Here is a 25809-nt window from a genome sequence, read left to right on the forward strand (position 1 = left end):
ACCCTCTCCCACGGGAGAGGGAGCAAACACAAAAACGGCAACCAGAAGTTGCCGTTTTGCTTTGTTGTCAGAACAACTCGTGCGTTTCGCCGTTATCAATAATCTCTGTCCCCACCTCATGCACCGCCTGTGTGGTTGGCTGCGTGCCCTCGATGAAATACTCTTCGCGACTATTACCGCCGTTGGCGAGCTGACCCGTACTGCGGTCGATATTGACCGTCACTACGCCTGGCGGTGGCGTCAACGGCTGCTCCGGCACGCCTTCAAGAACGGACTTCATGTAGGCGTCCCAGGCCGGCTGCGCGCTCTTCGCGCCGCCTTCGTAGCCGGAAATCTGATCCTTAATCGCGCCGGATGCCGTTGTACGACCTAAGTCACGGCGGTGATCGTCGAAACCGATCCAGACCGATGTCACCACGCCCGGACCGTAGCCGGAGAACCACGCATCTTTCGAGCTGTTAGTTGTCCCCGTTTTGCCGCCGATATCATGGCGCTGCAAATCACGCCCTGCACGCCAGCCTGTACCCTGCCAGCCCGGTTCACCGAAGATGTTGGTGTTCAGCGCGCTTTTGATCAGGAACGACAGCGGCGTGTTGATCACATGCGGGGCATACTCCGGCGCACCGGTTTGTGCCACCAGCGACTGGTTAGCCTGCTCCAGCTGCGGCTGCGGTACAACGCCGTTCGGCTGCTCCTGCGATACGGCAGGGTCTTCCATGTCCTTATTCTCAAGCACGTCAGATTTCGGTGTATTACCGTAAATCACAGGAATATCGCACTCTGCACAGGCAATTTTCGGCTTCGCCTCGAACAGCACGCCGCCCTGATCGTTCTCGATCTTGCTGATGAAGTACGGGTCAATCAGGAAGCCGCCGTTGGCCATCACCGAGTACCCGCGTGCAACCTGAAGCGGCGTAAAGGAGGCGGAGCCTAACGCCAGCGACTCGGTGCGAACGATGTTCTGCGCCGGGAAACCGAAGCGCTGCAGATACTCTGCGGCATAGTCGACGCCCATCGCGCGCATGGCACGCACCATCACCACGTTTTTCGACTGTCCCAGGCCCTGACGAAGACGAATGGGACCGGCATATTCCGCAGGTGAGTTCTTCGGCTGCCAGTCGGAACCGGCACCGGCATCCCAGCGGGAAATTGGCACGTCGTTAAGGATGCTGGCGAGGGTCAAGCCTTTATCCATCGCTGCCGTGTAGAGGAACGGTTTGATATTGGAACCGACCTGACGCAGCGCCTGGGTGGCGCGGTTAAATTTGCTCTGGTTGAAATCAAACCCGCCGACCAGGGCCAGGACGGCACCGTTCTGTGGATTGATAGAGACCAGGGCCGAGTTGACGTCCGGCACCTGTGCCAGCCACCAGGCTTCGCCTACCTTGCGCACCCAGATTTGCTGCCCGGTTTGTACCGCATCGGTCACTTTACGCGGCGTAGGGCCTTGCAGCGTATCCGAGCGGTATGGACGCGCCCAGCGGATACCGTCCATACGCAGGGAGACGGAGGTACCGTCCGCGAGCGTCGCAACGGCTTCCTGAGGATCGGCCTGCGTCACCACGGCAGGAAGGAGCGGACCATAGGTTGGCAGCGCCTTCAGCGTGCTGGTGATTTTTTTGCTGTCCCACGCGCCTTCGCCCACTTTCCAGAGCACGTTTGACGGGCCGCGATAGCCGTGACGCATATCGTAGTCCATCACGTTGTTCCGCACCGCCTCCTGAGCCGCCTGCTGGACTTTGCGGGTGACGGTGGTGTACACGCGATAGCCATCTTCATAGGCCTTGTCACCATAACGATTCACCATCTCCTGGCGAACCATTTCGGTCAGGTAAGGTGACGCGAAGGCGATCTCAGGGGCGTGGTAGTTAGCGTCAATGACATCGTTACGCGCCTGGTCGTACTCGCTCTGGCTGATGTAGCCTTCGCTCAGCATACGTGACAGGACGACGTTACGACGCGCGGTGGCGCGATCGAGCGAGTAGAGCGGGTTAAACGTGGACGGCGCTTTCGGCAGACCGGCAATAGTTGCCATTTCGCTTAAGGTGAGTTGCTCAACAGGCTTACCGAAGTACACCTGTGCGGCAGCCCCCACGCCATAGGCGCGGTAGCCCAGGTAGATTTTGTTGAGGTACAGCTCAAGGATTTCGTCTTTGCTCAGCAGCTGCTCAATACGGATCGCAAGGAACACCTCTTTGATCTTACGTATCAGCGTCTTTTCAGGGCTGAGGAAGAAGTTACGCGCCAGCTGCTGCGTAATGGTACTCGCCCCCTGAGAGGCGTGACCAGAGAACAACGCAATGCTCGCGGCACGGAAAATCCCCACCGGATCGACACCGTGGTGCTCGTAAAAACGGCTGTCCTCCGTGGCGATAAAGGCTTTCACCATCACGGGGGGGATTTGGTTTAAGGTCAGCGGAATACGACGCTTCTCGCCATACTGCGCCATCAGCTCGCCATCGGCGCTATAGACCTGCATCGGGATCTGGAGTCGCACATCGCGAAGCGTGGCGACATCAGGTAGCTGTGGCTCAATATATTTGTACAAACCGTAAATCGAGCCTGCTCCCAGCAGAATGCAACAGACTGCAAGGATGAATAAATACTTTACGAACTTCACCGGAGATTTCCCATTTGGTTTCACTTGGGCAGTTTCTAAACAATCGCGCGGTAGTATAAAGGCAAGCCTGATTCATTGATATAGCCGTCAAGGCGACGGGCGATAAGGAGATCGTGAAGCATGGCTTTCAAAACATGGCAGACGGGCGTTCATATTCAACAGGATAGGGTGCTGATCGTCGCGTTGGCCCGGGAGAAGTCCGGCTGGTGCTTGCGCCGCTGGTGGGCGATTCCTCTGGCCGAAGGCATCATTCGTGACGGCAAAATTTGTCAGCCAGAACAGCTGGTTGATGCGTTACGCGACTGGCGGAAAACGCTGCCGCACTACCACCGGGTGTTCCTCTCTTTCCCGGCAGCACGCACCCTGCAACGGTCGCTCCCTCGCCCGACCGTTGCGCTGCGCGACAGCGAGCAGCTCTCATGGCTTGGCGCGGCGCTCGCACGCGAACTGGAGATGTCTGCCGATACGCTCTGTTTCGATTACGCGCAGGACACCTTCAGCAATTCCTTTCACGTGACTGCCGCGCAAAACAACGAGGTTGATACCCTTCTGGCGCTGGCGAAAACGCTGCGTTTGCGGCTGGTGGCCATTACTCCGGATGCCAGCGCGCTGGCGAATCTTCTTCCTGCGGTGGCGCCAGCGACGTGCATCGCCTGGCGGGACGATCGGCAGTGGCTGTGGGCGATGCGCCACCAGTGGGGACGCCGCTTTACTACAGAAGCCGAAAACGTGGCTGAGCTGTCGGCGCTGCTGGCGCTTGGTCCGGATGACATCGCACGGTTTGATAACCGACGTGACCCGTGGGAAATCCTGGAACGCTGCCATGCCCCACTACCGGACTGCGGCGCAGATTATACCGTTGCGCTGGCGTTGGCCATGAGTGAGGTGCCCGGATGAGCATCATGAACTTTCTGCCCTGGCGACAGCAGCGGCGCGCGCGTTGCCTGCGTTTCTGGGGCGCAATGTGTGTCGGCACCGTGCTGTTGATGTTCGTGGTCATTTTCTGTCTGCGGATAAACCCTCTTATGAGACTGCACGCGCTGCAAACGGATCTGACGGGAATGCAGTCCGTGCAGCGCGCGCTTATCTCCCGGCAGAGACCCGGCGCACAAGCGCAGACACTTCAACGACGCGCATGGCAACCGGTGCTGGAATCCCTTTCCCGCGCCATTCCGGCACAGGTCTGGCTGACAGAGCTGCGCTATCAGCCTCCTGCGCTGATGTTGAGCGGGTATGCCATAACCCTGCCGGCCCTGTCTGCTCTGCGCGATGCGCTTGGCCAAATAGCGGGTTTTACGGCCGGGACGGCGGGTGAGCTTCGGCAGGACAGCCAGGGGCGCTGGATGTTCACCCTTCATCTTAAAAGCGAGGGGTAACGCGTGGATACCCTGTTAGAACGCTGGTGCGAAAGCCGTCTCTGGAATCGGGTGCTCTTCTGGTGTCTGGGGAGTCTTCTGGCCGGACTGGCTGCGTGGGGCACCTTGCTCAGGCCGGTAGACAGGCAGTGTGCTGAACGACAACGCCAGCTGATTCAGGACGCGAGGACTAACGCAGCGTTATGGCCTGCCGTCAGAAAGGTGCCGTTTCGTCCGGATACAACGGAATCACGGGAGCTGACGCCGTTTTCCCCGCTCGATTTTCAGGACGATGACACGACGCTGGTTCACTGGAAGCCGCTGCAGAACGGAGGAGAACTGATGCTGGAGGTTGAGTGGCAGGCACTCCCGGGGCTTTTTTCCCGGCTGGCGCAGCGGGATGTGCAGATCGCCGCTTTCGCGATTGCGCCACAAGGTACGGCGTTGCGCCTGCGGCTGGAGCTGGAACATGCGAAATAGCGCGCGATATTTGCTGGTTTGCTCAGCGCTGCTATTGACCGGCATGCGCGATCCGTTTTGCCCGCCGGACGATCCCTGCGCTATTGGCGAGCTGGCGCAGTGGCACTATCGCGGCATGGTGGGAGGACAGAATGCTATCGGCATTTTACAGGATGGGCAAAAGCGCTGGTACCGGCTGAAAACGCATGAGCGCTTTCCGGCAGGCTGGACGATAACAGCCATCAATGAAACGGAACTGGTTGTTGATGTGGGTGACACATGTGAACCAGGAAAATGGACGTGGCAACGAGAAGGAACGGACAAGAATGAATTTACGGGTAATGCTGTGGCTGCTGGCGTTCAGCCATCCGCTGTGGGCCGCCGCGCCAAAGCCGGTCACGCTGGTGGTGGATGATGTTCCTGTGGTCCAGTTGCTGCAGAGCCTGGTCACACAGGAGAGCCGTAATCTGGTGATATCGCCTGATGTCGGCGGCACGCTTTCACTTAACCTGACGCGCGTCCCCTGGCGGCAAGCGTTACAGACGGTTGTCACCAGCGCTGGCCTCGTTTTGCGAGAGGAGGGCGGCATTTTTTACGTGCATACCGCAGCCTGGCAGCGTGAACAGCAGGAACGTTCAGAACAGGAGCGGGCGCGTCGACAGCTTGATGCGCCGCTGGTGTCTCACAGCATCCCTTTTTCCTATGCCGATGCTGGAGAGCTGCAAAAAGCCGCGGAAAAACTCCTGAGCCCGAAGGGGAGTTTATCTGTCGACAAACGTACCAACCGGCTGCTAATTCGGGATAACCAGACGGTGGTGGATACCCTGCTGCGTTGGGCCGCTCAGATGGATATTCCCGTCGAACAGGTCGAGCTGGCGGCGCATATTGTGACCATTAATGAAAAAAGTCTGCGTGAGCTGGGAGTGAAGTGGAATCTCGCCGACGCCACCGACGCGGGTAAGGTTGGTCAGCTCACCACGCTTGGCAGCGATCTTTCCGTCGCCAGCGCCACCAGCCACGTCGGTTTTAACATCGGACGAATCAATGGTCGGCTGCTGGATCTTGAGCTCTCTGCGCTGGAGCAAAAACAGCAGGTCGATATCATCGCCAGCCCGCGGCTGCTGGCCTCGCATATGCAACCGGCCAGCATCAAGCAGGGGAGTGAAATTCCGTATCAGGTCTCAAGCGGTGAAAGCGGCGCCACCTCCGTTGAGTTTAAGGAGGCGGTATTAGGGATGGAGGTCACGCCGGTGGTATTACCGGGGGGACGCGTGCGCCTGAAATTGCACATCAGTGAAAATATGCCGGGACAGGTTCTGCAGCAGGCTGACGGTGAAACGCTGGCTATCGACAAACAAGAGATAGAAACCCAGGTGGAGGTAAAAAGTGGAGAAACGCTGGCGTTGGGCGGAATTTTTTCGCAGAAGAACAAAACCGGCAGTGACAGTGTGCCGGGGCTGGGAAAAATCCCCTGGCTTGGGCAGCTTTTTCGCCACGATGGGAAGGATAATGAACGGCGCGAGTTAGTGGTGTTTATTACACCACGCCTGGTCGGTATTCGCTGACGGGTAACGATCCCCGCAATGATTTTGCATTCAGTTTGTTGCAGATGTTTGACGTGGGGCATGAATTAGCATACAAGGAGTACCGATTTGAGTTGGACTTACGTCTTATTACCTTATGCGCCCGACGCGGTGATTTAATCAGTTGCCAAACAAGCCGGAGTATTGAGATAATTTTTAGTCTGACTCTCGCTCTATTGCATATGAGGTTTCAGTTCATGTCCTGCTACGCTGAGTGTCTGCGCAGCGGGGATTACCATTAACGAATAGTCTTAGTAGTACCGATAAAATGGCAGAGAAACGCAATATCTTTCTGGTTGGGCCTATGGGTGCCGGCAAAAGCACTATTGGGCGTCAGTTAGCTCAACAACTCAATATGGAATTTTACGATTCTGATCAAGAGATTGAGAAACGAACCGGAGCTGATGTGGGCTGGGTTTTCGACGTAGAAGGCGAAGAAGGTTTCCGTGACCGAGAAGAAAAAGTGATCAACGAACTCACGGAAAAACAGGGCATCGTTCTGGCAACAGGCGGCGGCTCTGTGAAATCTCGCGAAACCCGCAACCGTCTCTCCGCCCGTGGCGTAGTGGTCTATCTTGAGACGACCATCGAGAAACAGCTGGCACGTACGCAGCGCGATAAAAAGCGCCCGCTGCTGCAGGTTGAAACGCCACCACGCGAAGTTCTGGAAGCGTTGGCCGATGAACGCAATCCGCTGTATGAAGAGATTGCCGATGTGACCATTCGTACTGACGACCAGAGCGCTAAAGTGGTTGCAAACCAGATTATTCATATGCTGGAAAGCAACTGATTCTGGCTTTATATACACTCGCCTGCGGGTAAAAGCATTAAAGGTGGATGTCGCGTCATGGAGAGGATTACAGTTACTCTCGGGGAACGTAGTTACCCTATCACCATCGCGGCTGGTTTGTTTAACGACCCAGCTTCCTTTTTACCACTGAAAGCGGGTGATCAGGCGATGCTGGTCACCAATGAGACGCTGGCTCCGCTTTATCTCGACCGTGTACGCCACCTGCTTGAGCAGGCGGGCGTAAAAGTCGACAGTGTGATTCTCCCCGATGGCGAGCAGTATAAAAGCCTGACGGTACTGGATACCGTCTTTACCGCATTGCTGCAAAAACCGCACGGTCGCGATACAACACTGCTTGCCCTGGGCGGCGGTGTTGTGGGCGATCTGACCGGCTTTGCGGCCGCAAGCTATCAACGTGGCGTCCGTTTTATTCAAATCCCGACCACGTTGCTGTCCCAGGTCGACTCCTCTGTGGGTGGCAAAACGGCAGTCAACCATCCGCTCGGCAAAAACATGATTGGCGCGTTCTACCAGCCCGCATCGGTGGTGGTGGATCTCGACTGTCTGAAAACCCTGCCGAAGCGCGAACTGGCCTCTGGTCTGGCGGAAGTGATCAAATACGGCATTATTCTGGATGGCGAGTTCTTTAGCTGGCTTGAAGAGAATATGGATGCGCTGCTGTGCCTGGATGAGGCTAAACTGGCATACTGCATTCGTCGTTGTTGTGAGCTGAAAGCAGAAGTTGTCGCAGCAGACGAGCGTGAAACGGGCTTACGTGCTTTACTGAATCTGGGGCATACGTTTGGTCACGCGATTGAAGCCGAAATGGGTTACGGTAACTGGCTGCACGGTGAAGCCGTTGCGGCCGGAATGGTAATGGCTGCCCGCACCTCAGAACGTCTCGGGCAGTTCACACCGGAAGAGACGGCACGCATCATTGCGCTGCTTGAACGTGCAGGTTTGCCGGTGACCGGACCGCAGGAGATGTCGGCGCAAGCGTATTTACCCCACATGATGCGCGATAAAAAAGTATTGGCAGGTGAGATGCGTCTTGTACTCCCGCTTGCAATAGGGAAGAGTGAAGTGCGCGGCGGAGTGCCGCACGATGTCGTTCTTGGCGCTATCGCTGATTGTCAGCAGGCGTAACAACTAGAAAGGTCAGGCCACTGTCGCAGGTGGTCGTTTAGCTTCAGGTGAAATGCAAAGTCGTTAGCATAAGCCTTTGAGTGGGGTGTTAAATGGATGAATTCAAACCAGAAGACGAGCTGAAACCCGATCCCAGCGATCGTCGCACTGGTCGTTCTCGTCAATCTTCAGAACGTGATAACGAGCCGCAGATCAACTTTGACGATGTTGATCTGGATGCAGACGATCGTCGCCCTTCGCGCAGCCGCAACGCGCACGAAGAGCGAGCAGAAGAGGATTATGAGTCCGAAGAAGATTCAATGGACGAACAGCCTGTAGAGCGTCGCCCGCGTAAACGTAAAAAAGCCGCTGCGCCGAAACCGGCTTCCCGCCAGTACATTATGATGGGCCTTGGCGTTCTGGTGCTTGTGCTGCTGATTGTCGGCATTGGCTCCGCGCTTAAAGCACCGTCAACGAACTCAACCGAGCAAACTGCTTCCGCTGAGAAGAGCATCAACCTGTCCGGTAACGATGCGACCAATCAGGCGAATGGCGCACAGCCTGCACCGGGTGCGACGTCCGCAGAGCAGACCGCAGGTAACACCACAGCGCCGCAGGATGTTTCTCTGCCGCCCGTTTCTTCAACCCCTGCTCAGGGTCAGGCACCTGCTACGTCTGAAGGCCAGCAGCGCGTAGAAGTTCAGGGAGACCTGAACAATGCGCTGACGCAGCCGCAGAACCAGCAGCAGGTTGATAACGTCGTGGTTAACTCCACGCTGCCAACTGAGCCGGCAACCGTTGCACCGGTTCGCGGTGGTAACGCTCAGCCACAAACGGCTGTGACGGAAACCAAACCGCGCCAGACGCAAACTGCAACACGTCCTGAACGTAAGCAGGCGGTGATTGAGCCTAAGCGTGAAACCAAACCTCAGGCAGTCGTCAAAGCGCCTGAAGTGAAAGCCGTACCGGCACAGCCGAAACACACCGAAACGGCTGCGGTGAGCGAGCCCGCTAAAGCGCCAGTCACGCAGACTGCGCCAAAAGCAACGGCGACCACAACGGCACCGGCTGCCACAGCTGCACCTGCAGCAACGGCTCCAGCAGCCACGGCAACAGCCTCCAGCAGCGCCGCAGGCAAAACTGCAGGTAACGTTGGCTCGCTGAAGTCTGCGCCATCCAGCAACTACACGCTGCAGCTGAGCAGTTCGTCTAACTATGACAACCTCAACAGCTGGGCGAAGAAATCAAATCTGAAAAACTATGTTGTTTATCAGACGACCCGTAACGGTCAACCGTGGTATGTGCTGGTCAGCGGTGTTTATACGTCCAAAGATGAAGCGAAACGTGCCGTGGCGGCACTGCCAGCTGATGTTCAGGCAAAAAATCCCTGGGCGAAGCCGATTCATCAGGTTCAGGCCGATCTGAAGTAATGTTTAAAGCGCAGGATGCTGTCGGAGCTTTCTCCACAGCCGGAGAAGGTGTAATCAGTTAGTCAGCATGAAAAAAAATCGCGCTTTTCTGAAATGGGCAGGGGGGAAATACCCCCTGCTCGATGATATTAAAAAGCACCTGCCTAAAGGCGAGTGTCTTATCGAGCCTTTCGTGGGTGCGGGATCGGTGTTCCTCAACACCGATTTTTCTCGTTATATCCTGGCGGATATCAACAACGACCTTATCAGCCTCTATAACATCGTTAAGCTGCGTACCGAAGAGTATGTCGCAGAGGCGCGCAAACTGTTTACGCCGGAGAATAATCACCCGGACGTTTACTACCAGTTCCGCACTGAGTTTAATCAGAGCAAGGATCCGTTCCGCAGAGCGCTACTGTTTCTCTATCTCAACCGCCATGGTTACAACGGCCTGTGCCGGTATAACCTGCGCGGGGAATTTAACGTGCCGTTTGGTCGCTATAAGCGCCCGTATTTCCCGCAGGACGAGCTGTATCACTTTGCCGAAAAAGCGCAGAACGCAGAGTTTCATTGCCTCTCCTATGAAGAGTGTATGGAACTGGCAGGCGTAAACTCGGTGGTCTACTGTGACCCGCCTTACGCCCCCTTGTCTGCAACGGCGAATTTCACCGCTTATCACACCAACAGCTTCAGCCCGGCTGAACAGGCTCGTCTGGCGGAGATGGCGGAAAAGCTGGTCAGCAAAAGAATTCCGGTGTTAATTTCGAATCACGATACCCCTGATACGCGCGAATGGTACAAAGCCGCGAAGCATTTTCAGGTCAAAGTGCGGCGTAGCATTAGCAGCAACGGCGGCACACGTAAAAAGGTGGACGAACTTCTGGCTCTTTATCGCCCCTGAGCCGTTTTGCCCGCCGGTAAACACATTTCAAGGAGAAGCGGATGAAACAGTTTTTGATTGCTCCCTCAATTCTGTCGGCCGATTTTGCCCGCCTGGGTGAAGACACCGCCAAAGCTCTCGCGGCTGGCGCAGATGTCGTCCATTTCGACGTTATGGACAACCACTACGTCCCGAATCTGACCATTGGCCCAATGGTGCTCAAGGCATTACGTAACTATGGCATTACCGCACCGATTGACGTTCACCTGATGGTGAAACCTGTTGATCGCATCGTGCCTGACTTCGCCGCAGCGGGTGCCAGCATCATCACTTTCCATCCGGAAGCCTCTGAACACGTGGACCGCACGCTGCAGCTGATCAAAGAGAACGGCTGTAAGGCGGGGCTGGTGTTTAACCCGGCCACGCCGCTGAGCTATCTCGACTATGTCATGGACAAGCTGGACGTGATCCTGCTGATGTCCGTTAACCCGGGCTTTGGCGGTCAGTCGTTTATCCCCCACACGCTGGATAAGCTGCGTGAAGTGCGCCGTCGTATTGATGAGTCAGGTTACGATATTCGTCTGGAAGTGGACGGCGGTGTGAAAGTGAATAACATTGGTGAAATTGCGGCAGCGGGTGCGGATATGTTCGTTGCCGGTTCGGCAATTTTCGACCAACCGGATTACAAAAAAGTCATTGATGAAATGCGCCGCGAGCTGGCGAAGGTAAGTCATGGATAAATTGCAGGCAATTCGGGGTGTGGCATTCGACCTCGACGGCACGCTGGTCGACAGCGCGCCGGGCTTAACGAGCGCCGTAGACCAGGCGCTGTACGCACTTGAACTCCCCGTTGCGGGTGAAGAGCGCGTGGTAACGTGGATTGGCAACGGTGCCGATGTCCTGATGGAACGTGCGTTGACGTGGGCTCGCCAGGAGCGCGCGTCGCAGCGTTCCGCGCAGGGTAAACCGAGCGTTGACCACGCTGACATCCCTAAGGATGAGCAACTGCGTATTCTGCGCAAACTGTTCGATCGTTTCTACGAAGAGATCGTCGAGGAGGGCAGTTTCCTGTTCCCGGACGTTCAGGAAACGCTGAGCGCGCTGCACGCGAAGGGCATCCTGCTGGGGCTGGTCACGAACAAACCAACCCCATTCGTTGCGCCTCTGCTGGAAGCGCTGGATATCGCGAAGTATTTCTCCGTGATTGTGGGCGGCGATGACGTGCAGAACAAAAAGCCGCATCCGGAACCGCTGTTGCTGGTGGCAGGAAAATTATCCTTAACGCCTGCGGAGCTGCTCTTTGTCGGGGATTCGCGCAATGATATTCTGGCTGCCCGTGCGGCAGGGTGTCCTTCCGTCGGTTTAACCTATGGCTACAACTACGGTGAGGCCATCACGCTAAGTGAGCCGGATGTGGTCTTCGACCACTTCAAAGATTTGTTGCCCGCACTCGGGCTTTCGTACAGTGAACATCAGGAATTGAATAATGACTAAGCCCATCGTTTTTAGTGGCGCACAGCCTTCAGGTGAATTGACCATTGGTAACTACATGGGTGCGTTACGTCAGTGGGTCAGCATGCAGGATGACTACCATTGCATTTACTGCATCGTCGATCTCCACGCGATTACCGCGCGTCAGGATCCTGAGAAGCTGCGTAAAGCCACCCTGGATACCCTGGCGCTGTACCTGGCCTGCGGCATCGATCCTGAGAAAAGCACCATTTTCGTTCAGTCTCACGTGCCAGAGCACGCGCAGCTGGGCTGGGCGCTGAACTGCTACACCTATTTCGGCGAGCTGAGCCGCATGACCCAGTTCAAGGATAAATCCGCGCGCTACTCTGAAAACATCAACGCCGGTCTGTTCGACTATCCGGTGCTGATGGCGGCAGACATCCTGCTGTATCAAACCAATCAGGTGCCGGTGGGTGAAGACCAGAAGCAGCACCTGGAGCTGAGCCGCGACATCGCCCAGCGCTTTAACGCTATTTACGGCGATGTGTTTAAAGTGCCAGAGCCGTTTATTCCGAAATCCGGCGCGCGCGTGATGTCGCTGCTGGAGCCGACCAAAAAGATGTCCAAGTCTGACGATAACCGCAACAACGTTATCGGTCTGCTGGAAGATCCGAAATCCGTTGTCAAAAAGCTCAAGCGCGCAGTCACCGACTCCGACGAGCCGCCTGTTGTGCGCTACGATGTGCAGAACAAAGCGGGCGTCTCCAACCTGCTGGATATCCTCTCCGGCGTGACCGGCCAGAGCATTTCTGAGCTGGAACAGCACTTCGAAGGCAAGATGTACGGCCACCTGAAAGGTGAAGTGGCAGACGCCGTTTCCGGGATGCTGACCGAGCTGCAGGAGCGCTATAACCGCTATCGCAACGACGAAGCTTTCCTGCAGAAGGTGATGAAAGACGGCGCGGAAAAAGCCAGCGCGCGCGCGTCCGAAACCCTGAAAGCGGTGTATGAAGCGATCGGGTTTGTTGCGAAGCCGTAGGTAAAAGCAAAACGGTAACCATGTTACCGTTTTTAGGGTTTGTTCCCTCTCCCCGTGGGAGAGGGTCAGGGTGAGGGCATCAGGCCGCACTTCCCTAAACTAAAAAACCGGGAAGCCCCGGTTTTTTTTACGCCTGAAAAACGCTTACTGCTGCGCCGCCGGGCCGCAACCGCCGATGATCTTCGAAATGGAGATCGCCGGGTGCAGCAGGTAATCGTAGCTGCAGTTATTTTTGGTGTTCTGTACGTGACCGGTGCAGGCAGTCAGAGTCGATAACAGGCCAACCAGAACGGCGGCTTTTGCCAGTTTGAACATACGCATTCCTTGTCTTAAAAACGAAAATTGGATGTAACTCAAGGGAATAAAGGGAAAATTTCCACTTCGGGGCGGTATGTTATCGACAGCGGTAAGAGGGGAGTAGTCCGCTTAAGGACTACTCTGGAAAGGAATAATATGCGTTAGTGATTCGAGAACCAGTTCAGCTTGTCGCGCAGTTCAACCACACGGCCCACCACAATCAGCGCCGGGCTTTCAACCTGCTGCGCAAGTTCACCGAGCTGCGTCAGCACGCCATTCACCACGCGTTGCTTGATGGACGTACCGTTTTCCACCAGCGCAACGGGCATATCAGCCTCCATGCCGTGCTCCAGCAGTTTCGCCTGAATCGTCGCGGCCTGGTTCAACCCCATATAGAACACCAGCGTCTGCTTTTCGGCGGCCAGGTTATGCCAGTCCAGCTCGCTGCCGGTTTTCAGGTGCCCCGTCACCAGACGCACGCTCTGGGCGTAGTCGCGGTGGGTCAACGGAATGCCAGAGTAAGCTGAGCAGCCGGACGCCGCCGTAATGCCCGGCACCACGGAGAACGGAATGCCCGCGTCACACAGGGTTTCCAGCTCCTCGCCACCGCGACCAAAGATAAACGGATCGCCACCCTTCAGGCGCACCACGCGTTTGCCTTTTTGCGCCTCGCGCAGCAGGATCTGGTTAATCTCCTCCTGCGGCACGCAGTGATAGCCCGCCCGTTTGCCAACGAATACGCGGTCGGCATCGCGGCGCACCAGGTTCATGATGTCATCGGAGACCAGGCGATCGTAAACCACGATATCGGCCTGTTGGATCTGCTGTAGACCTTTGAGCGTCAACAAGCCCGCATCGCCCGGGCCAGCGCCCACCAGCACCACTTCGCCGTGATGGTCCAGCGGTTCAGAGAATAACTGCGCCGTTGTCTCTTCAACCGCTTTGCTGTCCTGATTGGCCAGCGACTGCGCCAGCCTGTCGTTCACAAAGAATTTTTCCCAGAAGCGACGGCGCTCGCCAACGGTCGAGAAGGTTTGCTTCACGCGGGAGCGGAGCTGCCCGGCGTAATGGGCAATCTGACCAAGATGCTGAGGCAGCACGGCCTCCAGTTTTTCCCGCAGCAGGCGGGCGAGAACCGGCGAGCGTCCGCCGGACGACACCGCGATCATCAGCGGCGAGCGGTCGATAATCGACGGCATGATAAAGCTGGCCTCTTTCGGCGCATCCACCACGTTGCAGAAGATACGGCGTACCTCGCAGGCATCGCTAACGCGCTGGTTCACTTCATCGTCATCCGTAGCGGCAATCGTCAGCCAGCAGCTATCGAGCAGGGATTCATCAAACTTCCCCTGCACCAGCGTGAGCATCCCTTCCTGGGCCCAGACCTCAAACTGTGGGGCAAAGGCGAGGGCGTTGACGGTCAGTCGCGCGCCAGCCTCTAACAGCAGGCGCGCTTTGCGTTCAGCCACGTCGCCGCCGCCCACGAGCAGGCAGTCGCGGTTGCGTAATTGACAAAAAATCGGCAGGTGATCCACGACGTTACCTCGCAGCATGCATGGAGGGGGTAAGAATTGACGTCAGGATAACAGCAGGAATCGTACAGAACATACGACTTTCCTGCCGCTATCCCTAAAAGGGCGGAGGTTAGCCTTTCAGTTGCACCTTGCCGTCCTTCACGCGAGCGTCGTAGTGCTTCACTGAATGACTCTCATCTTCCATGCAGTAGCCATCGCTTAAGCGGAAACGCTGCTTTTTCAGCGGGCTGGCGACCCACAGTTCGCCCTGATGCTCGGCAATCAAGCCGCGGGAGAGTACGCTGGCCTCGAAGAACGGGTCGATATTGCTGATGGCAAAAACCTGTTCATCGTGGCGAGGGCGGAAAATCGCGACCTGCTCGTTGCCCAGCAGCGCGCATACGCCGGTGGCCGGGATGATGTCGTTAATATCGCAAATGTTTATCCACTGGCTCATGCGTTTTCCTCCACCAGCGTGACCGGAATACGTTCATACGGTGTCGCCGGACGATGCTGTTCACGCTCCGGCACAACCTGTACGTTCGGGTCGCGCTGGGTGCTGTTGATAAAGTGTTTGAAGCGCGTCTGCGCCGCCGGGGTGTTGACGGTTTCCGTCCACTCGCAGATCACCGCCTCGCGCAGGCGCGCCATCTCAGCTTCCAGATGTTCGTTCAGGCCAAGCTTGTCGTCGATGATGACCGATTTCAGGTAGTCGATGCCACCTTCCAGGTTATCGAGCCAGGAAGCGGTACGGGTCAGCTTATCGGCGGTACGAATGTAGAACATCATGAAGCGGTCGAGATACTGAATCAGCGTGTCGCGATCGAGATCCGCCGCCAGCAGGTCCGCATGGCGTGGTTTCATCCCGCCGTTGCCGCAGACGTACAGGTTCCAGCCTTTCTCGGTGGCGATGATACCCACGTCTTTACCCTGCGCTTCCGCACATTCGCGGGTACAGCCGGAGACGCCAAACTTCATTTTGTGCGGGGTGCGGATGCCTTTGTAACGGTTCTCCAGCTCCACGCCGAAGCCCACGCTGTCGCCCACGCCGTAGCGGCACCAGGTGCTGCCCACGCAGGTTTTTGCCATGCGCAGCGCTTTGGCATACGCGTGGCCGGTTTCGAAACCCGCTTCAATCAGCTGACGCCAGATTTCCGGCAGGTCGTCTTTCTGCGCGCCAAACAGGCCGATACGCTGGGAGCCGGTGATTTTGGTGTAGAGATTAAATTCACGGGCGATACGGCCCACGGCCACCAGCCCTTCCGGCGTAATTTCGCCACCGGCGGAACGTGGAATAACGGAGTAGGTGCCGTCTTTCTGGATGTTGGCCAGGAAGTTGTCGTTGGTGTCCTGCAGAGGCGTATGCTCGGGCTTGAGCACGTACTCATTCCAGCAGGAGGCCAGCAGGGAGCCAACGGTCGGTTTACACACTTCACAGCCGTAACCCTGGCCGTGCTTCGCCAGCAGTTCGTCGAAGGACTTAATGCCTTCCACGCGGATCAGGTGGTACAGCTCCTGGCGAGAATACGCGAAGTGCTCGCACAGGTTGTTGTTCACTTCGATGCCCTGTTTCGCCAGCTCGGCGTTCAGCACTTGAGTGACCAGCGGAATACAGCCGCCGCAGCCGGTACCGGCTTTGGTTTCCGCTTTCAGCGCCGCCACGGTGTGGCAGCCTTTGTTGATGGCGGAGATCAGCATGCCTTTGGTGACGTCGAAGCAGGAGCAAATCTGCGCGCTGTCCGGCAGTTTATCCACGCCGATAGACGGCTTGCCGCTGGAGGCATGCGCCGGGAGGATCAGCGCGTCCGGGTTTTCCGGCAGTTCGATAGCGTTCAGCACCAGCTGGAGCAGGTTGCCGAAGTCGCTGGTGTCGCCCACCAGCACCGCGCCGAGCAGGGTTTTATTGTCCGGGCTGACGATGAGGCGCTTATAGACTTCTTTGCTTTCGTCGAGATAGACATAGCTGCGGGAATTCGGCGTGCGGCCGTGCGCATCGCCAATACCGCCCACGTCCACGCCCAGCAGCTTCAGCTTGGCGCTCATGTCGGCGCCAGTAAACGCGTTTTCGCTGCCGAGGATATGGTCCACGGCGACCTGCGCCATTTTGTAGCCCGGCGCCACCAGGCCGTATACGCGGTTGTTCCAGCTGGCGCATTCGCCAATCGCGTAGATATCCGGATCGGAGGTCTGGCAGGCGTCGTTGATCATGATCCCGCCGCGCTGCGCCACGGCCAGACCGCACTGGGTGGCCATTTTGTCGCGCGGGCGAATACCGGTGGAGAAGACGATGAAGTCCACTTCCAGCTCGCTGCCGTCGGCAAAGCGCATGGTTTTGCGTGCTTCAGTACCTTCCTGGACGATCTCTTTGGTGTTCTTGCTGGTGTGAACCTTCACGCCCATGCTTTCGATTTTACGCTTAAGCTGGTCACCGCCCATGTGGTCCAGCTGTTCGGCCATCAGCATCGGGGCAAATTCGATGACGTGGGTTTCAACGCCGAGGTTTTTCAGCGCGCCTGCCGCTTCCAGACCCAGCAGACCGCCGCCGACGACCGCGCCGCGTTTGCTGCGTCGTGCGCAGTTTTCGATGGCTTTAAGGTCTTCAATGGTACGGTAGACGAAGCAATCCTGAGTTTCTGAGCCTTTGATAGGCGGGATCCACGGATAGGAGCCCGTCGCCATGATCAGCTTGTCGTAAAAAACCGTACGCCCGGCGCTGGAGTGGATCACTTTTTCCTGACGGTTGATGGTGATAGCGCGTTCGCCCACCAGCACGTTTACGCCATGCTTCTCGTAGAAACCTTCACGCACCAGAGAGAGCTCTTCGGCGGTATGGTGGGAGAAGTAGGAAGACAAGTGCACACGGTCGTACGCCTTGCGGGGTTCTTCACAGAACACGGTAATATTGAACTGCTCAGCATCGGCCTTATCGAGTAGATCCTCGATAAAGCGGTGGCCGACCATGCCGTTACCGATGATAGCGAGTCTGATTTTGCTCATTATTGCCTCGATTTCTTTTCTATTATTGCCTACCTTAACGATTCAGCAGGGGCGCTTATTGATGCAAATCAAATACGTCTTCGCCTACTCCTTAGGTGGTATGCGACTGATTTGTCAGGATTTTTATAAGTGGCGGAAATCGCAGGCTTTTCGTTCTCGTTGAATTTGTGTACAAATCAGGGGTGGTTTTGCAAAAATTGATACGCCTGAATATCAGCGGCGTTTTTTAGGGGAAGGGTATGTCTACAACACCGTTATGGCTTGTTCAGAATGTTCGTTTACCGGGTCGGGAAGGGTTGTGGCAACTTGCCATTGAGAACGGGCGATTTGGTGACATCACCCCGATGGACGATACCCACGCCGAAAGTTATGAAGTCTTGAACGCGCGCGGTGGGCTCGCTATCCCGCCGTTCATTGAGCCGCATATCCATCTTGATACAACCCAGACGGCGGGTGAGCCGAACTGGAACCAGTCCGGCACGCTGTTCGAAGGCATTGAGCGCTGGGCGGAGCGCAAGGCGTTGCTCAGTCATGAGGATGTTAAGGCGCGCGCCTGGAAAACGCTGAAGTGGCAAATTGCCAACGGCATCCAGTTTGTCCGTACCCATGTGGATGTCTCCGACCCGACACTGACCGCCCTTAAGGCGATGCTGGAGGTGAAGCAGGAGGTTGCCCCGTGGGTGACGCTGCAAATCGTCGCGTTCCCGCAGGAAGGTATTCTCTCTTACCCGAACGGCGCGGCGCTGCTGGAAGAGGCGTTAAAACTGGGGGCCGACGTGGTAGGGGCGATCCCACACTTCGAGTTCACCCGCGAGTATGGCGTGCAGTCGCTGCATATCGCTTTTGATTTGGCGAAGAAGTATGACCGTCCGCTGGATATCCACTGCGATGAAATCGACGACGAACAGTCGCGGTTTGTCGAGACGGTGGCAACCCTGGCGTATGAGGCCGGCATCGGTCCACGCGTGACGGCCAGCCATACCACCGCCATGCACTCCTACAACGGCGCTTACACCTCGCGGCTCTTCCGTCTGCTAAAAATGTCCGGGATTAACTTCGTTGCTAACCCGCTGGTCAATATTCACCTGCAGGGGCGCTTTGATGACTATCCGAAGCGCCGCGGCATCACCCGGGTGAAAGAGCTGCAGGATGCGGGCATTAACGTCTGCTTCGGTCATGACGACGTCTTCGACCCGTGGTATCCGCTTGGCACTGGCAACATGCTGCAGGTGCTACATATGGGGCTACACGTCTGTCAGATGATGGGCTACCCGCAAATCGACAGCGGCCTGAATCTGGTAACCCATAACAGCGCCCGTACCTTTGGCCTGAGCGATTACGGTATTGCAACGGGAAACCCGGCGAACCTGATTATTCTGCCTGCGGAGAGCGGGTTTGAAGCGGTGCGCTGTCAGGTGCCGGTGCGCTGGTCAATACGTCAGGGACGCGTGATCGCCACGACGCAGCTGGCACAGACGTGGATCCAGATGGATATCGGGGGTGAAGAGGTAAGCTTTGCCAGAAACAGCCCCTCTGCCGAGCGCAAAGGGGCGTAAGGATCAGTGAGACGCCGCTGCCATGTTGTGCTGGCGGTGGCGGGTCACGAAGCCCAGAATGAAGCACATGATAAACACCACGGCGTACAGGCCGTTAGCGGTGTGCAGCGCCGCCAGCGGGCCGCTGTGGGCCACGATCGGGCCAGTGACCACGAAGGTCAGCATGGTGCCGATGGTGCCGCAGGTCAGGACGAAGTTAACCAGCTTCGGCGAGGCCACTTTGGTCTGCAGGGAGCCCAGGGTGATGATCGAGGTATAAATGGCGCTGGAGAAGAAGCCCAGGGTCAGAATGAACCACGGCATATGTTCCGGTGAACCGTTGATGAACAGGTACATCAGCACGGTCGCCATGCCCGCCAGCACGGTCAGAATGCGCTGCAGGTCGAAGAAGCGCAGGATGAAGCTAAACGCCCACATGCCGAACATGTAAGACATCCAGAAATCGCTCACCAGTTGACCCGCATCGTTCAGGCTCATGCCCAGACCTTTTGCGTATTCCGGAACCCAGGAGATAAAGCCCAGCTGCCCCAGGATGTAGCACAGGGCGGCGATGGAGAGGAACAGCACGCCGATGCCCCATTTTTCTTTCGCAACGGGCTCTGCGGTGGTTTGCGCTTTCTTACCCAGCACCGGGAACTCACAGCCGAAGGTCAGAATAAAGATCGCCACGTAAACCAGACCGATGCAGGCATAAACCCAGTACCACTCGATGCTGCGCGCCAGCAGAACGGCCGCGACCATCGGGAAAATCATTCCGGCCATGCTGAAGAAGGAGTCGGTAAACAGCAGACGCGCGCCGCGCTGGCGGCCTTCATACATATGGGTAATCAGGAACGTACCGATCGACATGGTGATCCCGCTGACCAGACCGAGCACGAACATCGCGGCGGAGAATAGCGCGATGCTGTGGCTCAGCATCAGGCCCGCCACGGCGGCGACCATCAACACAAAGCCAAAACGCAGCTGGGTTTTCAGTGGGACGATTTCCATCAGCCAGGCATTCAGGAAGATAGAGATCAGGATCCCTGCGTTGAGGAAGGTGAAGGTATTACTCATGCTGGAAACGGGCAGCTGGAAGTAGTCTGCGATGTTCCCCATCACCATCCCGGTGACGATCACCAACGCGCCGGTCAGAGCGTAGGAGAAGAAGCTGATCCATGTGAGCTTGATGCGATTGCTGTTAGTCATGTCTGGCCTGTTCAGAAAAAGAAAAGCGCCCAGGGGGCGCTGAGAGCGGGCAGATTTTAGACATTAAAGTGATCCATTCATATCTTTTAAGGGAAATTAGAAGTTCATTGCATGTTTTTGTGTGATCGTGATCACACAAAATGGCGCGAAAGCCAACCGTTTGCGCGGTTACAACTGTTTCAATTTCGTAAAATTAGGTAAAAGGCTGGTCTCCGTTCATACTGCTCTTTAGAATCAAGCCATTCGCTTTTTATACTGCGCTTTGTTAAGGAATTCTCATGCTCAAATCAACACTGGCGGCTGTCGCAGCTGTGTTTGCTCTTTCTGCCGTTTCCCCTGCTGCGCTGGCAGCTAAAGGGGACCCTCACGTTCTGCTGACCACCTCCGCCGGGAACATTGAGCTGGAACTGAATAGCCAGAAAGCTCCGGTTTCTGTGAAAAACTTCCTCGACTACGTGAACAGTGGCTTCTATAACAACACCACTTTCCACCGCGTGATCCCAGGCTTTATGGTGCAGGGTGGCGGCTTCAACGAGCAGATGCAGCAGAAGCAGCCGAACCCGCCTATTAAAAACGAAGCGGACAACGGCCTGCTGAACAAGCGCGGCACTATCTCCATGGCGCGTACCGCGGACAAAGATAGCGCGACCAGCCAGTTCTTCCTCAACGTGGCGGATAACGCCTTCCTCGACCACGGTCAGCGTGACTTTGGCTATGCGGTCTTCGGTAAAATCGTGAAAGGGATGGACGTGGCGGACAAGATTTCTCAGGTGCCTACCCATGACGTCGGTCCGTATCAGAATGTGCCGTCAAAACCTGTCGTGATCCTCTCTGCAAAAGTTCTGCCGTAATTCTTCTGAACGCGGGCTTCTCCTGCCCGCGTTATGTCGCCCTCCCTGCGAAAGCGCGTTTTGCTGCTTATACTTGTGGCAAACGGACTATTCAGGGGGGCGTTAAGTGAAAAAACTCACCGACAAGCAAAAATCCCGTCTCTGGGAGCAGCAGCGTAACGTCAATTTACAGGCCAGTTGTCTCCTTGAAAAAGGTAATGGTCCCTCAGAACCCCATATTGAGACACTGGAGCTTGGGCCTTCCGCGCCCGGGTTGCCCCATCTGTGCCTTATTCATCGTCATTTGTATCGCAGTGAGATGAAGCGGGCAGGCGAGTTCCGTACCGACGATATTTTTAAAGGTGACATTCCCTTCTGCCATTTTGAGTACATCGAGAAGATGGGTAATGAGCTGATGGCGGCGCTTGAAAGCGAAAAGTATCTTGTGGGTCTTGAGAACGCGGCGTTTGTTGACAGAGTTAGCCACTATTACTGCGAAATCAACATGCTGCATCCTTTTATGCGCGGCAACGGTATTGCCCAGCGCGTTTTCTTCGAGCAGCTGGCACTCCACGCGGGCTACGCGCTGGACTGGCGCGATATCGATCCCGAGCAGTGGGTGGCGGCTAATCGAAGTGGCGCAACGGGAGATTTAACCGCGTTAAACGCTATCTTTGCCAAAGTAGTGAGCGAAGCGCGGGAATCTGAGTAGAATAGGGCGGCATTTTTTTCGGGAGCCGCCATGATTCTGCTGATTGATAACTACGATTCCTTCACCTGGAACCTTTACCAGTATTTTTGTGAACTGGGTGCAGAGGTGGTTGTCCGCCGTAACGATGACGTTACCCTGGCCGATATCGAGACGCTGGCTCCGCAGAAAATCGTGATTTCTCCGGGGCCGTGTACGCCGTCGGAGTCGGGTATTTCGCTGGACGTGATCCAGCACTATGCCGGCGAGCTGCCGATCCTGGGCGTCTGTCTGGGTCATCAGGCGATTGCCCAGGTGTTTGGTGCCACCATTGTCCGCGCCGCCAAAGTGATGCACGGTAAAACCTCTCCGGTCACCCACACCGGCACTGGGGTATTCACGGGGCTCAATAATCCATTAACCGTGACGCGCTACCATTCCCTGGTCATTGACCCGTCGACGCTGCCCGACTGCTTTGAGGTGACCGCCTGGAGCGATACGCAGGAGATCATGGGGATTCGTCACCGCGAATGGGATCTCGGAGGCGTGCAATTCCACCCGGAAAGCATCCTCAGCGAGCAGGGGCACGCGCTGTTGGCAAATTTCCTCAATCGCTGAATATCTGTTGCCTTGCTGTGATTTTTTATGCATATTTTGTGATTATATTTTCACAATCACTGTGACATAAAATGGATGGTCATGACATGGCAACTGAACAACCAGCAATTACCCGCGCGACATTTGATGAAGTGATCCTGCCGATTTATGCACCGGCTGAGTTTATCCCGGTAAAAGGGAAAGGGAGCCGCGTCTGGGATCAGCAGGGTAAAGAGTATGTGGATTTCGCGGGGGGGATTGCGGTCACGGCGCTGGGTCATTGCCATCCCGCGCTGGTGGAGGCGCTGAAAACCCAGGGGGAAACCCTGTGGCACACCAGTAACGTCTTCACCAACGAACCGGCGCTGCGTCTGGGGCGTAAGATCATTGATGCCACGTTTGCCGAACGCGTGCTGTTTATGAACTCCGGCACCGAAGCCAACGAAACCGCCTTTAAGCTGGCGCGCTACTACGCGACAACGCGCCACAGCCCGTACAAAACCAAAATCATCGCCTTCCACAATGCCTTCCATGGGCGCTCCTTCTTTACCGTCTCCGTTGGCGGCCAGCCGAAGTATTCCGACGGGTTTGGTCCGAAACCGGCCGACATCGTCCACGTGCCGTTTAACGATCTGCATGCCGTGAAAGCGGTGATGGACGACCACACTTGCGCAGTGGTGGTGGAGCCTATTCAGGGTGAAGGCGGCGTGACCGCGGCAACCCCGGAATTCCTGAAAGGGCTGCGCGCGCTGTGCGACGAGCATCAGGCGCTGCTGGTCTTCGATGAAGTGCAGTGCGGGATGGGGCGTACCGGGGATCTGTTCGCTTATATGCATTACGGCGTGACGCCGGATATTCTGACCAGCGCCAAAGCGCTCGGCGGCGGTTTCCCGGTGAGTGCGGTACTGACGACGCAGGAGATCGCCTCTGCGTTCCACGTCGGTTCTCACGGTTCCACCTACGGCGGTAACCCGCTGGCGAGCGCCGTGGCGGGCGCCGCATTCGACATTATCAACACGCCGGAGGTGTTGAACGCCGTGAGCGCAAAGCGCGAGCTGTTCGTAAAACACCTGCAAAAGATTGATGAGCAGTACGATGTGTTCAGCGAGATCCGCGGGATGGGGCTGTTGATTGGCGCCGAGCTGAAGCCGCAGTACAAAGGCCGTGCGCGCGATTTCCTGCACGCCGCCGCGCACGAAGGGGTGATGGTGCTGAACGCGGGGCCGGACGTAATGCGCTTTGCGCCGTCGCTGGTGGTGGAAGATAAAGACATCGAAGACGGGTTAACCCGTTTTGCTGCGGCGGTCGCGAAGATCGTAAAAGGCTAATACTCGGTTCGCTTTAACACGCGCGTTAACCAAACCCCGTGATGCGGACGCTGACGCCATGCCACCGACGAAATGGTGTGCATGGTGTTCAGATGTCCCAGAACGCGCTGTAAATGTTGCTCCAGGGTGCTCATTGGCCCGTGGGTTAACGTCTCCGGCGCTTCCAGAATATTCGAATCTCCCGACTCGCCCGGCGAGTCATACTCCAGACGCTGCTGGCACCTCTGCAACGCAATTTCACACGACTGCAAATAGCGCTGCGCCAGATCCGGCGTCAGCATCGTGTGCTCGCGCGCCAGCGTGGTCATGGCGTTAATGTGCTCGACGATAAACTGGCTGTGCGTCACCCAGAGCTTCATATCTGCCAGATAGTGCGAGTTAAAGCCCGGCTCCTGCATCGCCTGGTTGAGCGAGTTAAACAGGGCGTTGTGCGCCTGGTTGACCTTCATCCGCTGATAAGCCAGCGGGGAGGGCTGCGGGTCGTCGCTCAGGATCAGGCGAATGGCCTGCTGGTCGGCCTCCAGCGCGTCGTGGGCGTTCTGGCGCAGCAGTCCGCTTTGCCACTGTGGCCACAGCCAGACCATGCCGCCGAAGGCAATCAGGCAGCCGATCAGAGTATCAATCAGCCTGGCGACAATAAACTGTTCGCCATTGAGCGTGAGCAGCTGCAGGGTATATACCGCCGTCACCGTAAAGCCTACCATCGCCCAGCCGTAGTTTTTGCGGATAATCAGGTAGCTCACCAGCGTAACCGCCAGCATGCCTGCCAGGGTATAGCCTTCCGGCACGTGGAAGTGCAGCGTCACACCCGCAATGATCAGCCCGGCCATCGTGCCGCCCGCCCGATGCAGAATACGCACCCGCGTCGCGCCATAGCCGTTCTGGGTGACAAACAGCACGGTCATTAAGATCCAGTAGGGTTTCGGCAGATGCAGCGCCATGCCCATCAGGCTGGCGGTACTGAGCATAACGCTAATCCTTGCGGCGTTGCGCAGGGCGGACGATTTAAGAGACAAGTAGCTTTTGAGCGCGGGCAATAACGGCAGCCGTTTCTGCTTATCCGCCATCAGGTCACGGGGATAAAGCGGGCGCTGAGTGCGCAACACGCGGGCGATGCGGCTGAAGTGCCAGGCGGCAAACTGGCCGACGGGGTTATCCGGATGCTGACGGGCGATTTTCTCCAGCGCGCCCAGCTGCTTGTCCATGTTAAAGCGCGTGGGGTAGCGGTGGTAGAGAATATCGTCAGCCAGCACCCGCAGGCGTGCCGAGACGGTCTGCGCGTTCCAGCGGATCACCGCTTCGGCGTGGCTGCGCTCGACCAGCTTTTGCACCTCCTTTGGATGGTGAAGGCTAACGGAGATATGCTCCTGCAGATCCAGCCCGACCTGGAAGGTGCGCAGCAGCCGTTTGTACTCGTGGTTCTTGTTGGCGGCGAGCATATGCAGCTGCTGATAGCACTGGCTTATCAGATCCACCACCTTCTGCTGGCGCGTCAGCAGCGGCGGTAAGGATTTTTCCGGATCGGTATGCTGGGTGAGCAGGGTGTATTTGGCTTCGCAGTAATCCGCAAGCTGCACATAGAGCAGGCTCAGGGATTCACGCAGCGGCTGTTCCCGCCATAGCCAGAACCAAAACCAGTTAAACAGTCCGTACCATAATGTCCCCAGGGCGTAGATAAGCAGCGGCTCCCACACCGGCATATTCCCGGCGAGGCTTAGCGTGAAAATGGCTGCAATCAGCGAAGCGGGAAGCAGGCGGGCGTGCAGCGAACTGATTTCCGCCGTGACGCCGAGGGTCATCGCCAGCACGGTCAGGATCAGCGGCAGCGGGATATCACGAGCCAGTAAAAGCTGTACGGCGAGGCTACAGCCAGCAAACAGGCAGCCACCGATAATCAGGCGTTTGAAAAAGCGCTTATGTGGCGTATCCAGCCCGGCAATGTTGCAGCAGGCGGGCACGAGGGAAAACAGCAGGCCTTGCTGCAGATGTCCCAGGATCAGGCCCACGGCCACAGGAAGACACAACACCAGCGTTTGTCGCAGTGCGTAGTTAACTTCCGGGTGATAGATCAGCCTGCGCCACATGAGGAGTAGAGACAAAAA

24 protein-coding genes are annotated in these 25809 nt (G+C 56.8%); 17 read left to right on the plus strand and 7 right to left on the minus strand.

What is annotated here, in order from left to right; genetic code table 11:
• Positions 1–67: 67 nt before the first annotated feature.
• On the minus strand, positions 68–2620 hold the full coding sequence (mrcA, locus tag FU672_RS19805; RefSeq protein WP_187360835.1) for a peptidoglycan glycosyltransferase/peptidoglycan DD-transpeptidase MrcA: 2553 nt from the start codon (positions 2618–2620) through the stop codon (positions 68–70).
• Positions 2621–2740: 120 nt separating this feature from the next.
• On the opposite strand from mrcA, the gene FU672_RS19810 reads away from it, so the two are divergent.
• From FU672_RS19810 to trpS, 12 genes are all read left to right on the plus strand, one after another.
• Complete coding sequence (locus FU672_RS19810) at positions 2741–3517, plus strand: pilus assembly protein PilM (RefSeq protein ID WP_148244502.1); 777 nt, start codon at positions 2741–2743, stop codon at positions 3515–3517.
• On the plus strand, positions 3514–3996 hold the full coding sequence (locus FU672_RS19815) for a PilN domain-containing protein (protein WP_148244503.1): 483 nt from the start codon (positions 3514–3516) through the stop codon (positions 3994–3996). Before FU672_RS19810 ends, FU672_RS19815 begins: the two co-directional genes overlap by 4 nt.
• A 3-nt stretch (positions 3997–3999) precedes the next feature.
• A complete protein-coding gene (locus FU672_RS19820) occupies positions 4000–4455 on the plus strand; it encodes a HofO family protein (RefSeq protein ID WP_148244504.1) in 456 nt (151 codons plus the stop codon).
• Positions 4445–4849 carry a HofP DNA utilization family protein gene (locus tag FU672_RS19825; RefSeq protein WP_148244505.1) on the plus strand — a complete coding sequence of 135 codons (405 nt, stop codon included), beginning with the start codon at positions 4445–4447 and terminating at the stop codon, positions 4847–4849. Before FU672_RS19820 ends, FU672_RS19825 begins: the two co-directional genes overlap by 11 nt.
• Positions 4776–5999, plus strand: a complete 1224-nt coding sequence (gene hofQ / locus FU672_RS19830; RefSeq protein WP_262349031.1) for a DNA uptake porin HofQ — start codon at positions 4776–4778, stop codon at positions 5997–5999. The genes FU672_RS19825 and hofQ overlap by 74 nt, the downstream gene beginning before the upstream one ends.
• Positions 6000–6285: 286 nt before the next feature.
• Positions 6286–6807 (plus strand): shikimate kinase AroK, encoded by a 522-nt coding sequence (aroK, locus tag FU672_RS19835; protein WP_003861630.1) that lies wholly within the window; start codon positions 6286–6288, stop codon positions 6805–6807.
• A gap of 57 nt (positions 6808–6864) precedes the next feature.
• The gene (aroB, locus tag FU672_RS19840; RefSeq protein ID WP_133551014.1) at positions 6865–7953 is read left to right on the plus strand and encodes a 3-dehydroquinate synthase; all 1089 of its coding nucleotides are present in this window, start codon (positions 6865–6867) and stop codon (positions 7951–7953) included.
• Positions 7954–8045: 92 nt separating this feature from the next.
• Positions 8046–9362: a cell division protein DamX gene (gene damX, locus FU672_RS19845; RefSeq protein WP_148244507.1), complete on the plus strand. Its 1317-nt coding sequence runs from the start codon at positions 8046–8048 to the stop codon at positions 9360–9362.
• 67 nt (positions 9363–9429) lie between these two features.
• Positions 9430–10242, plus strand: coding sequence for an adenine-specific DNA-methyltransferase (dam, locus tag FU672_RS19850; protein WP_148244508.1), 813 nt, complete (start codon positions 9430–9432; stop codon positions 10240–10242).
• Between the two features lie 41 nt (positions 10243–10283).
• On the plus strand, positions 10284–10961 hold the full coding sequence (gene rpe / locus FU672_RS19855; protein ID WP_024907923.1) for a ribulose-phosphate 3-epimerase: 678 nt from the start codon (positions 10284–10286) through the stop codon (positions 10959–10961).
• Positions 10954–11715: a phosphoglycolate phosphatase gene (gene gph, locus FU672_RS19860; RefSeq protein ID WP_148244509.1), complete on the plus strand. Its 762-nt coding sequence runs from the start codon at positions 10954–10956 to the stop codon at positions 11713–11715. Before rpe ends, gph begins: the two co-directional genes overlap by 8 nt.
• On the plus strand, positions 11708–12712 hold the full coding sequence (gene trpS, locus FU672_RS19865; protein WP_148244510.1) for a tryptophan--tRNA ligase: 1005 nt from the start codon (positions 11708–11710) through the stop codon (positions 12710–12712). Before gph ends, trpS begins: the two co-directional genes overlap by 8 nt.
• Positions 12713–12856: 144 nt before the next feature.
• Here trpS and FU672_RS19870 read toward each other — a convergent pair whose 3' ends face one another.
• The 4 genes from FU672_RS19870 to nirB form a co-directional block, all read right to left on the minus strand.
• On the minus strand, positions 12857–13027 hold the full coding sequence (locus FU672_RS19870) for a YhfL family protein (RefSeq protein WP_008503029.1): 171 nt from the start codon (positions 13025–13027) through the stop codon (positions 12857–12859).
• A 143-nt stretch (positions 13028–13170) separates the two neighbouring features.
• Complete coding sequence (cysG, locus tag FU672_RS19875; RefSeq protein WP_148244511.1) at positions 13171–14544, minus strand: siroheme synthase CysG; 1374 nt, start codon at positions 14542–14544, stop codon at positions 13171–13173.
• Between the two features lie 109 nt (positions 14545–14653).
• A complete protein-coding gene (gene nirD / locus FU672_RS19880) occupies positions 14654–14980 on the minus strand; it encodes a nitrite reductase small subunit NirD (protein WP_148244512.1) in 327 nt (108 codons plus the stop codon).
• The gene (nirB, locus tag FU672_RS19885) at positions 14977–17520 is read right to left on the minus strand and encodes a nitrite reductase large subunit NirB (protein ID WP_148244513.1); all 2544 of its coding nucleotides are present in this window, start codon (positions 17518–17520) and stop codon (positions 14977–14979) included. Before nirB ends, nirD begins: the two co-directional genes overlap by 4 nt.
• Before the next feature lie 239 nt (positions 17521–17759).
• Between nirB and FU672_RS19890 the strand changes: the two genes are divergently transcribed.
• Positions 17760–19076 carry a cytosine deaminase gene (locus tag FU672_RS19890; protein ID WP_148244514.1) on the plus strand — a complete coding sequence of 439 codons (1317 nt, stop codon included), beginning with the start codon at positions 17760–17762 and terminating at the stop codon, positions 19074–19076.
• Positions 19077–19079: 3 nt separating this feature from the next.
• On the opposite strand, the gene tsgA is transcribed toward FU672_RS19890, so the two are convergent.
• The gene (gene tsgA / locus FU672_RS19895) at positions 19080–20264 is read right to left on the minus strand and encodes an MFS transporter TsgA (RefSeq protein WP_148244515.1); all 1185 of its coding nucleotides are present in this window, start codon (positions 20262–20264) and stop codon (positions 19080–19082) included.
• Positions 20265–20542: 278 nt separating this feature from the next.
• Between tsgA and ppiA the strand changes: the two genes are divergently transcribed.
• The 4 genes from ppiA to argD all read left to right on the plus strand — a co-directional run bounded on the left by ppiA (position 20543) and on the right by argD (position 23707).
• A complete protein-coding gene (gene ppiA / locus FU672_RS19900) occupies positions 20543–21115 on the plus strand; it encodes a peptidylprolyl isomerase A (protein ID WP_023309471.1) in 573 nt (190 codons plus the stop codon).
• Between the two features lie 106 nt (positions 21116–21221).
• Positions 21222–21806 carry a putative adenosine monophosphate-protein transferase Fic gene (locus FU672_RS19905; protein ID WP_148244516.1) on the plus strand — a complete coding sequence of 195 codons (585 nt, stop codon included), beginning with the start codon at positions 21222–21224 and terminating at the stop codon, positions 21804–21806.
• 30 nt (positions 21807–21836) lie between these two features.
• A complete protein-coding gene (pabA, locus tag FU672_RS19910; protein WP_148244517.1) occupies positions 21837–22400 on the plus strand; it encodes an aminodeoxychorismate synthase component 2 in 564 nt (187 codons plus the stop codon).
• Positions 22401–22486: 86 nt separating this feature from the next.
• Positions 22487–23707, plus strand: a complete 1221-nt coding sequence (gene argD, locus FU672_RS19915) for a bifunctional acetylornithine/succinyldiaminopimelate transaminase (RefSeq protein WP_187360836.1) — start codon at positions 22487–22489, stop codon at positions 23705–23707.
• Here the strand turns inward: argD and FU672_RS19920 are convergent.
• Positions 23704–25791, minus strand: a complete 2088-nt coding sequence (locus FU672_RS19920) for a YccS/YhfK family putative transporter (RefSeq protein ID WP_148244535.1) — start codon at positions 25789–25791, stop codon at positions 23704–23706. The two genes, argD and FU672_RS19920, sit on opposite strands and share 4 nt — an antisense overlap.
• Between the last annotated feature and the right edge of the window lie 18 nt (positions 25792–25809).

This window comes from Enterobacter asburiae (genome assembly GCF_008080435.1).
In the GTDB taxonomy this organism is placed as follows: domain Bacteria; phylum Pseudomonadota; class Gammaproteobacteria; order Enterobacterales; family Enterobacteriaceae; genus Enterobacter; species Enterobacter asburiae_C.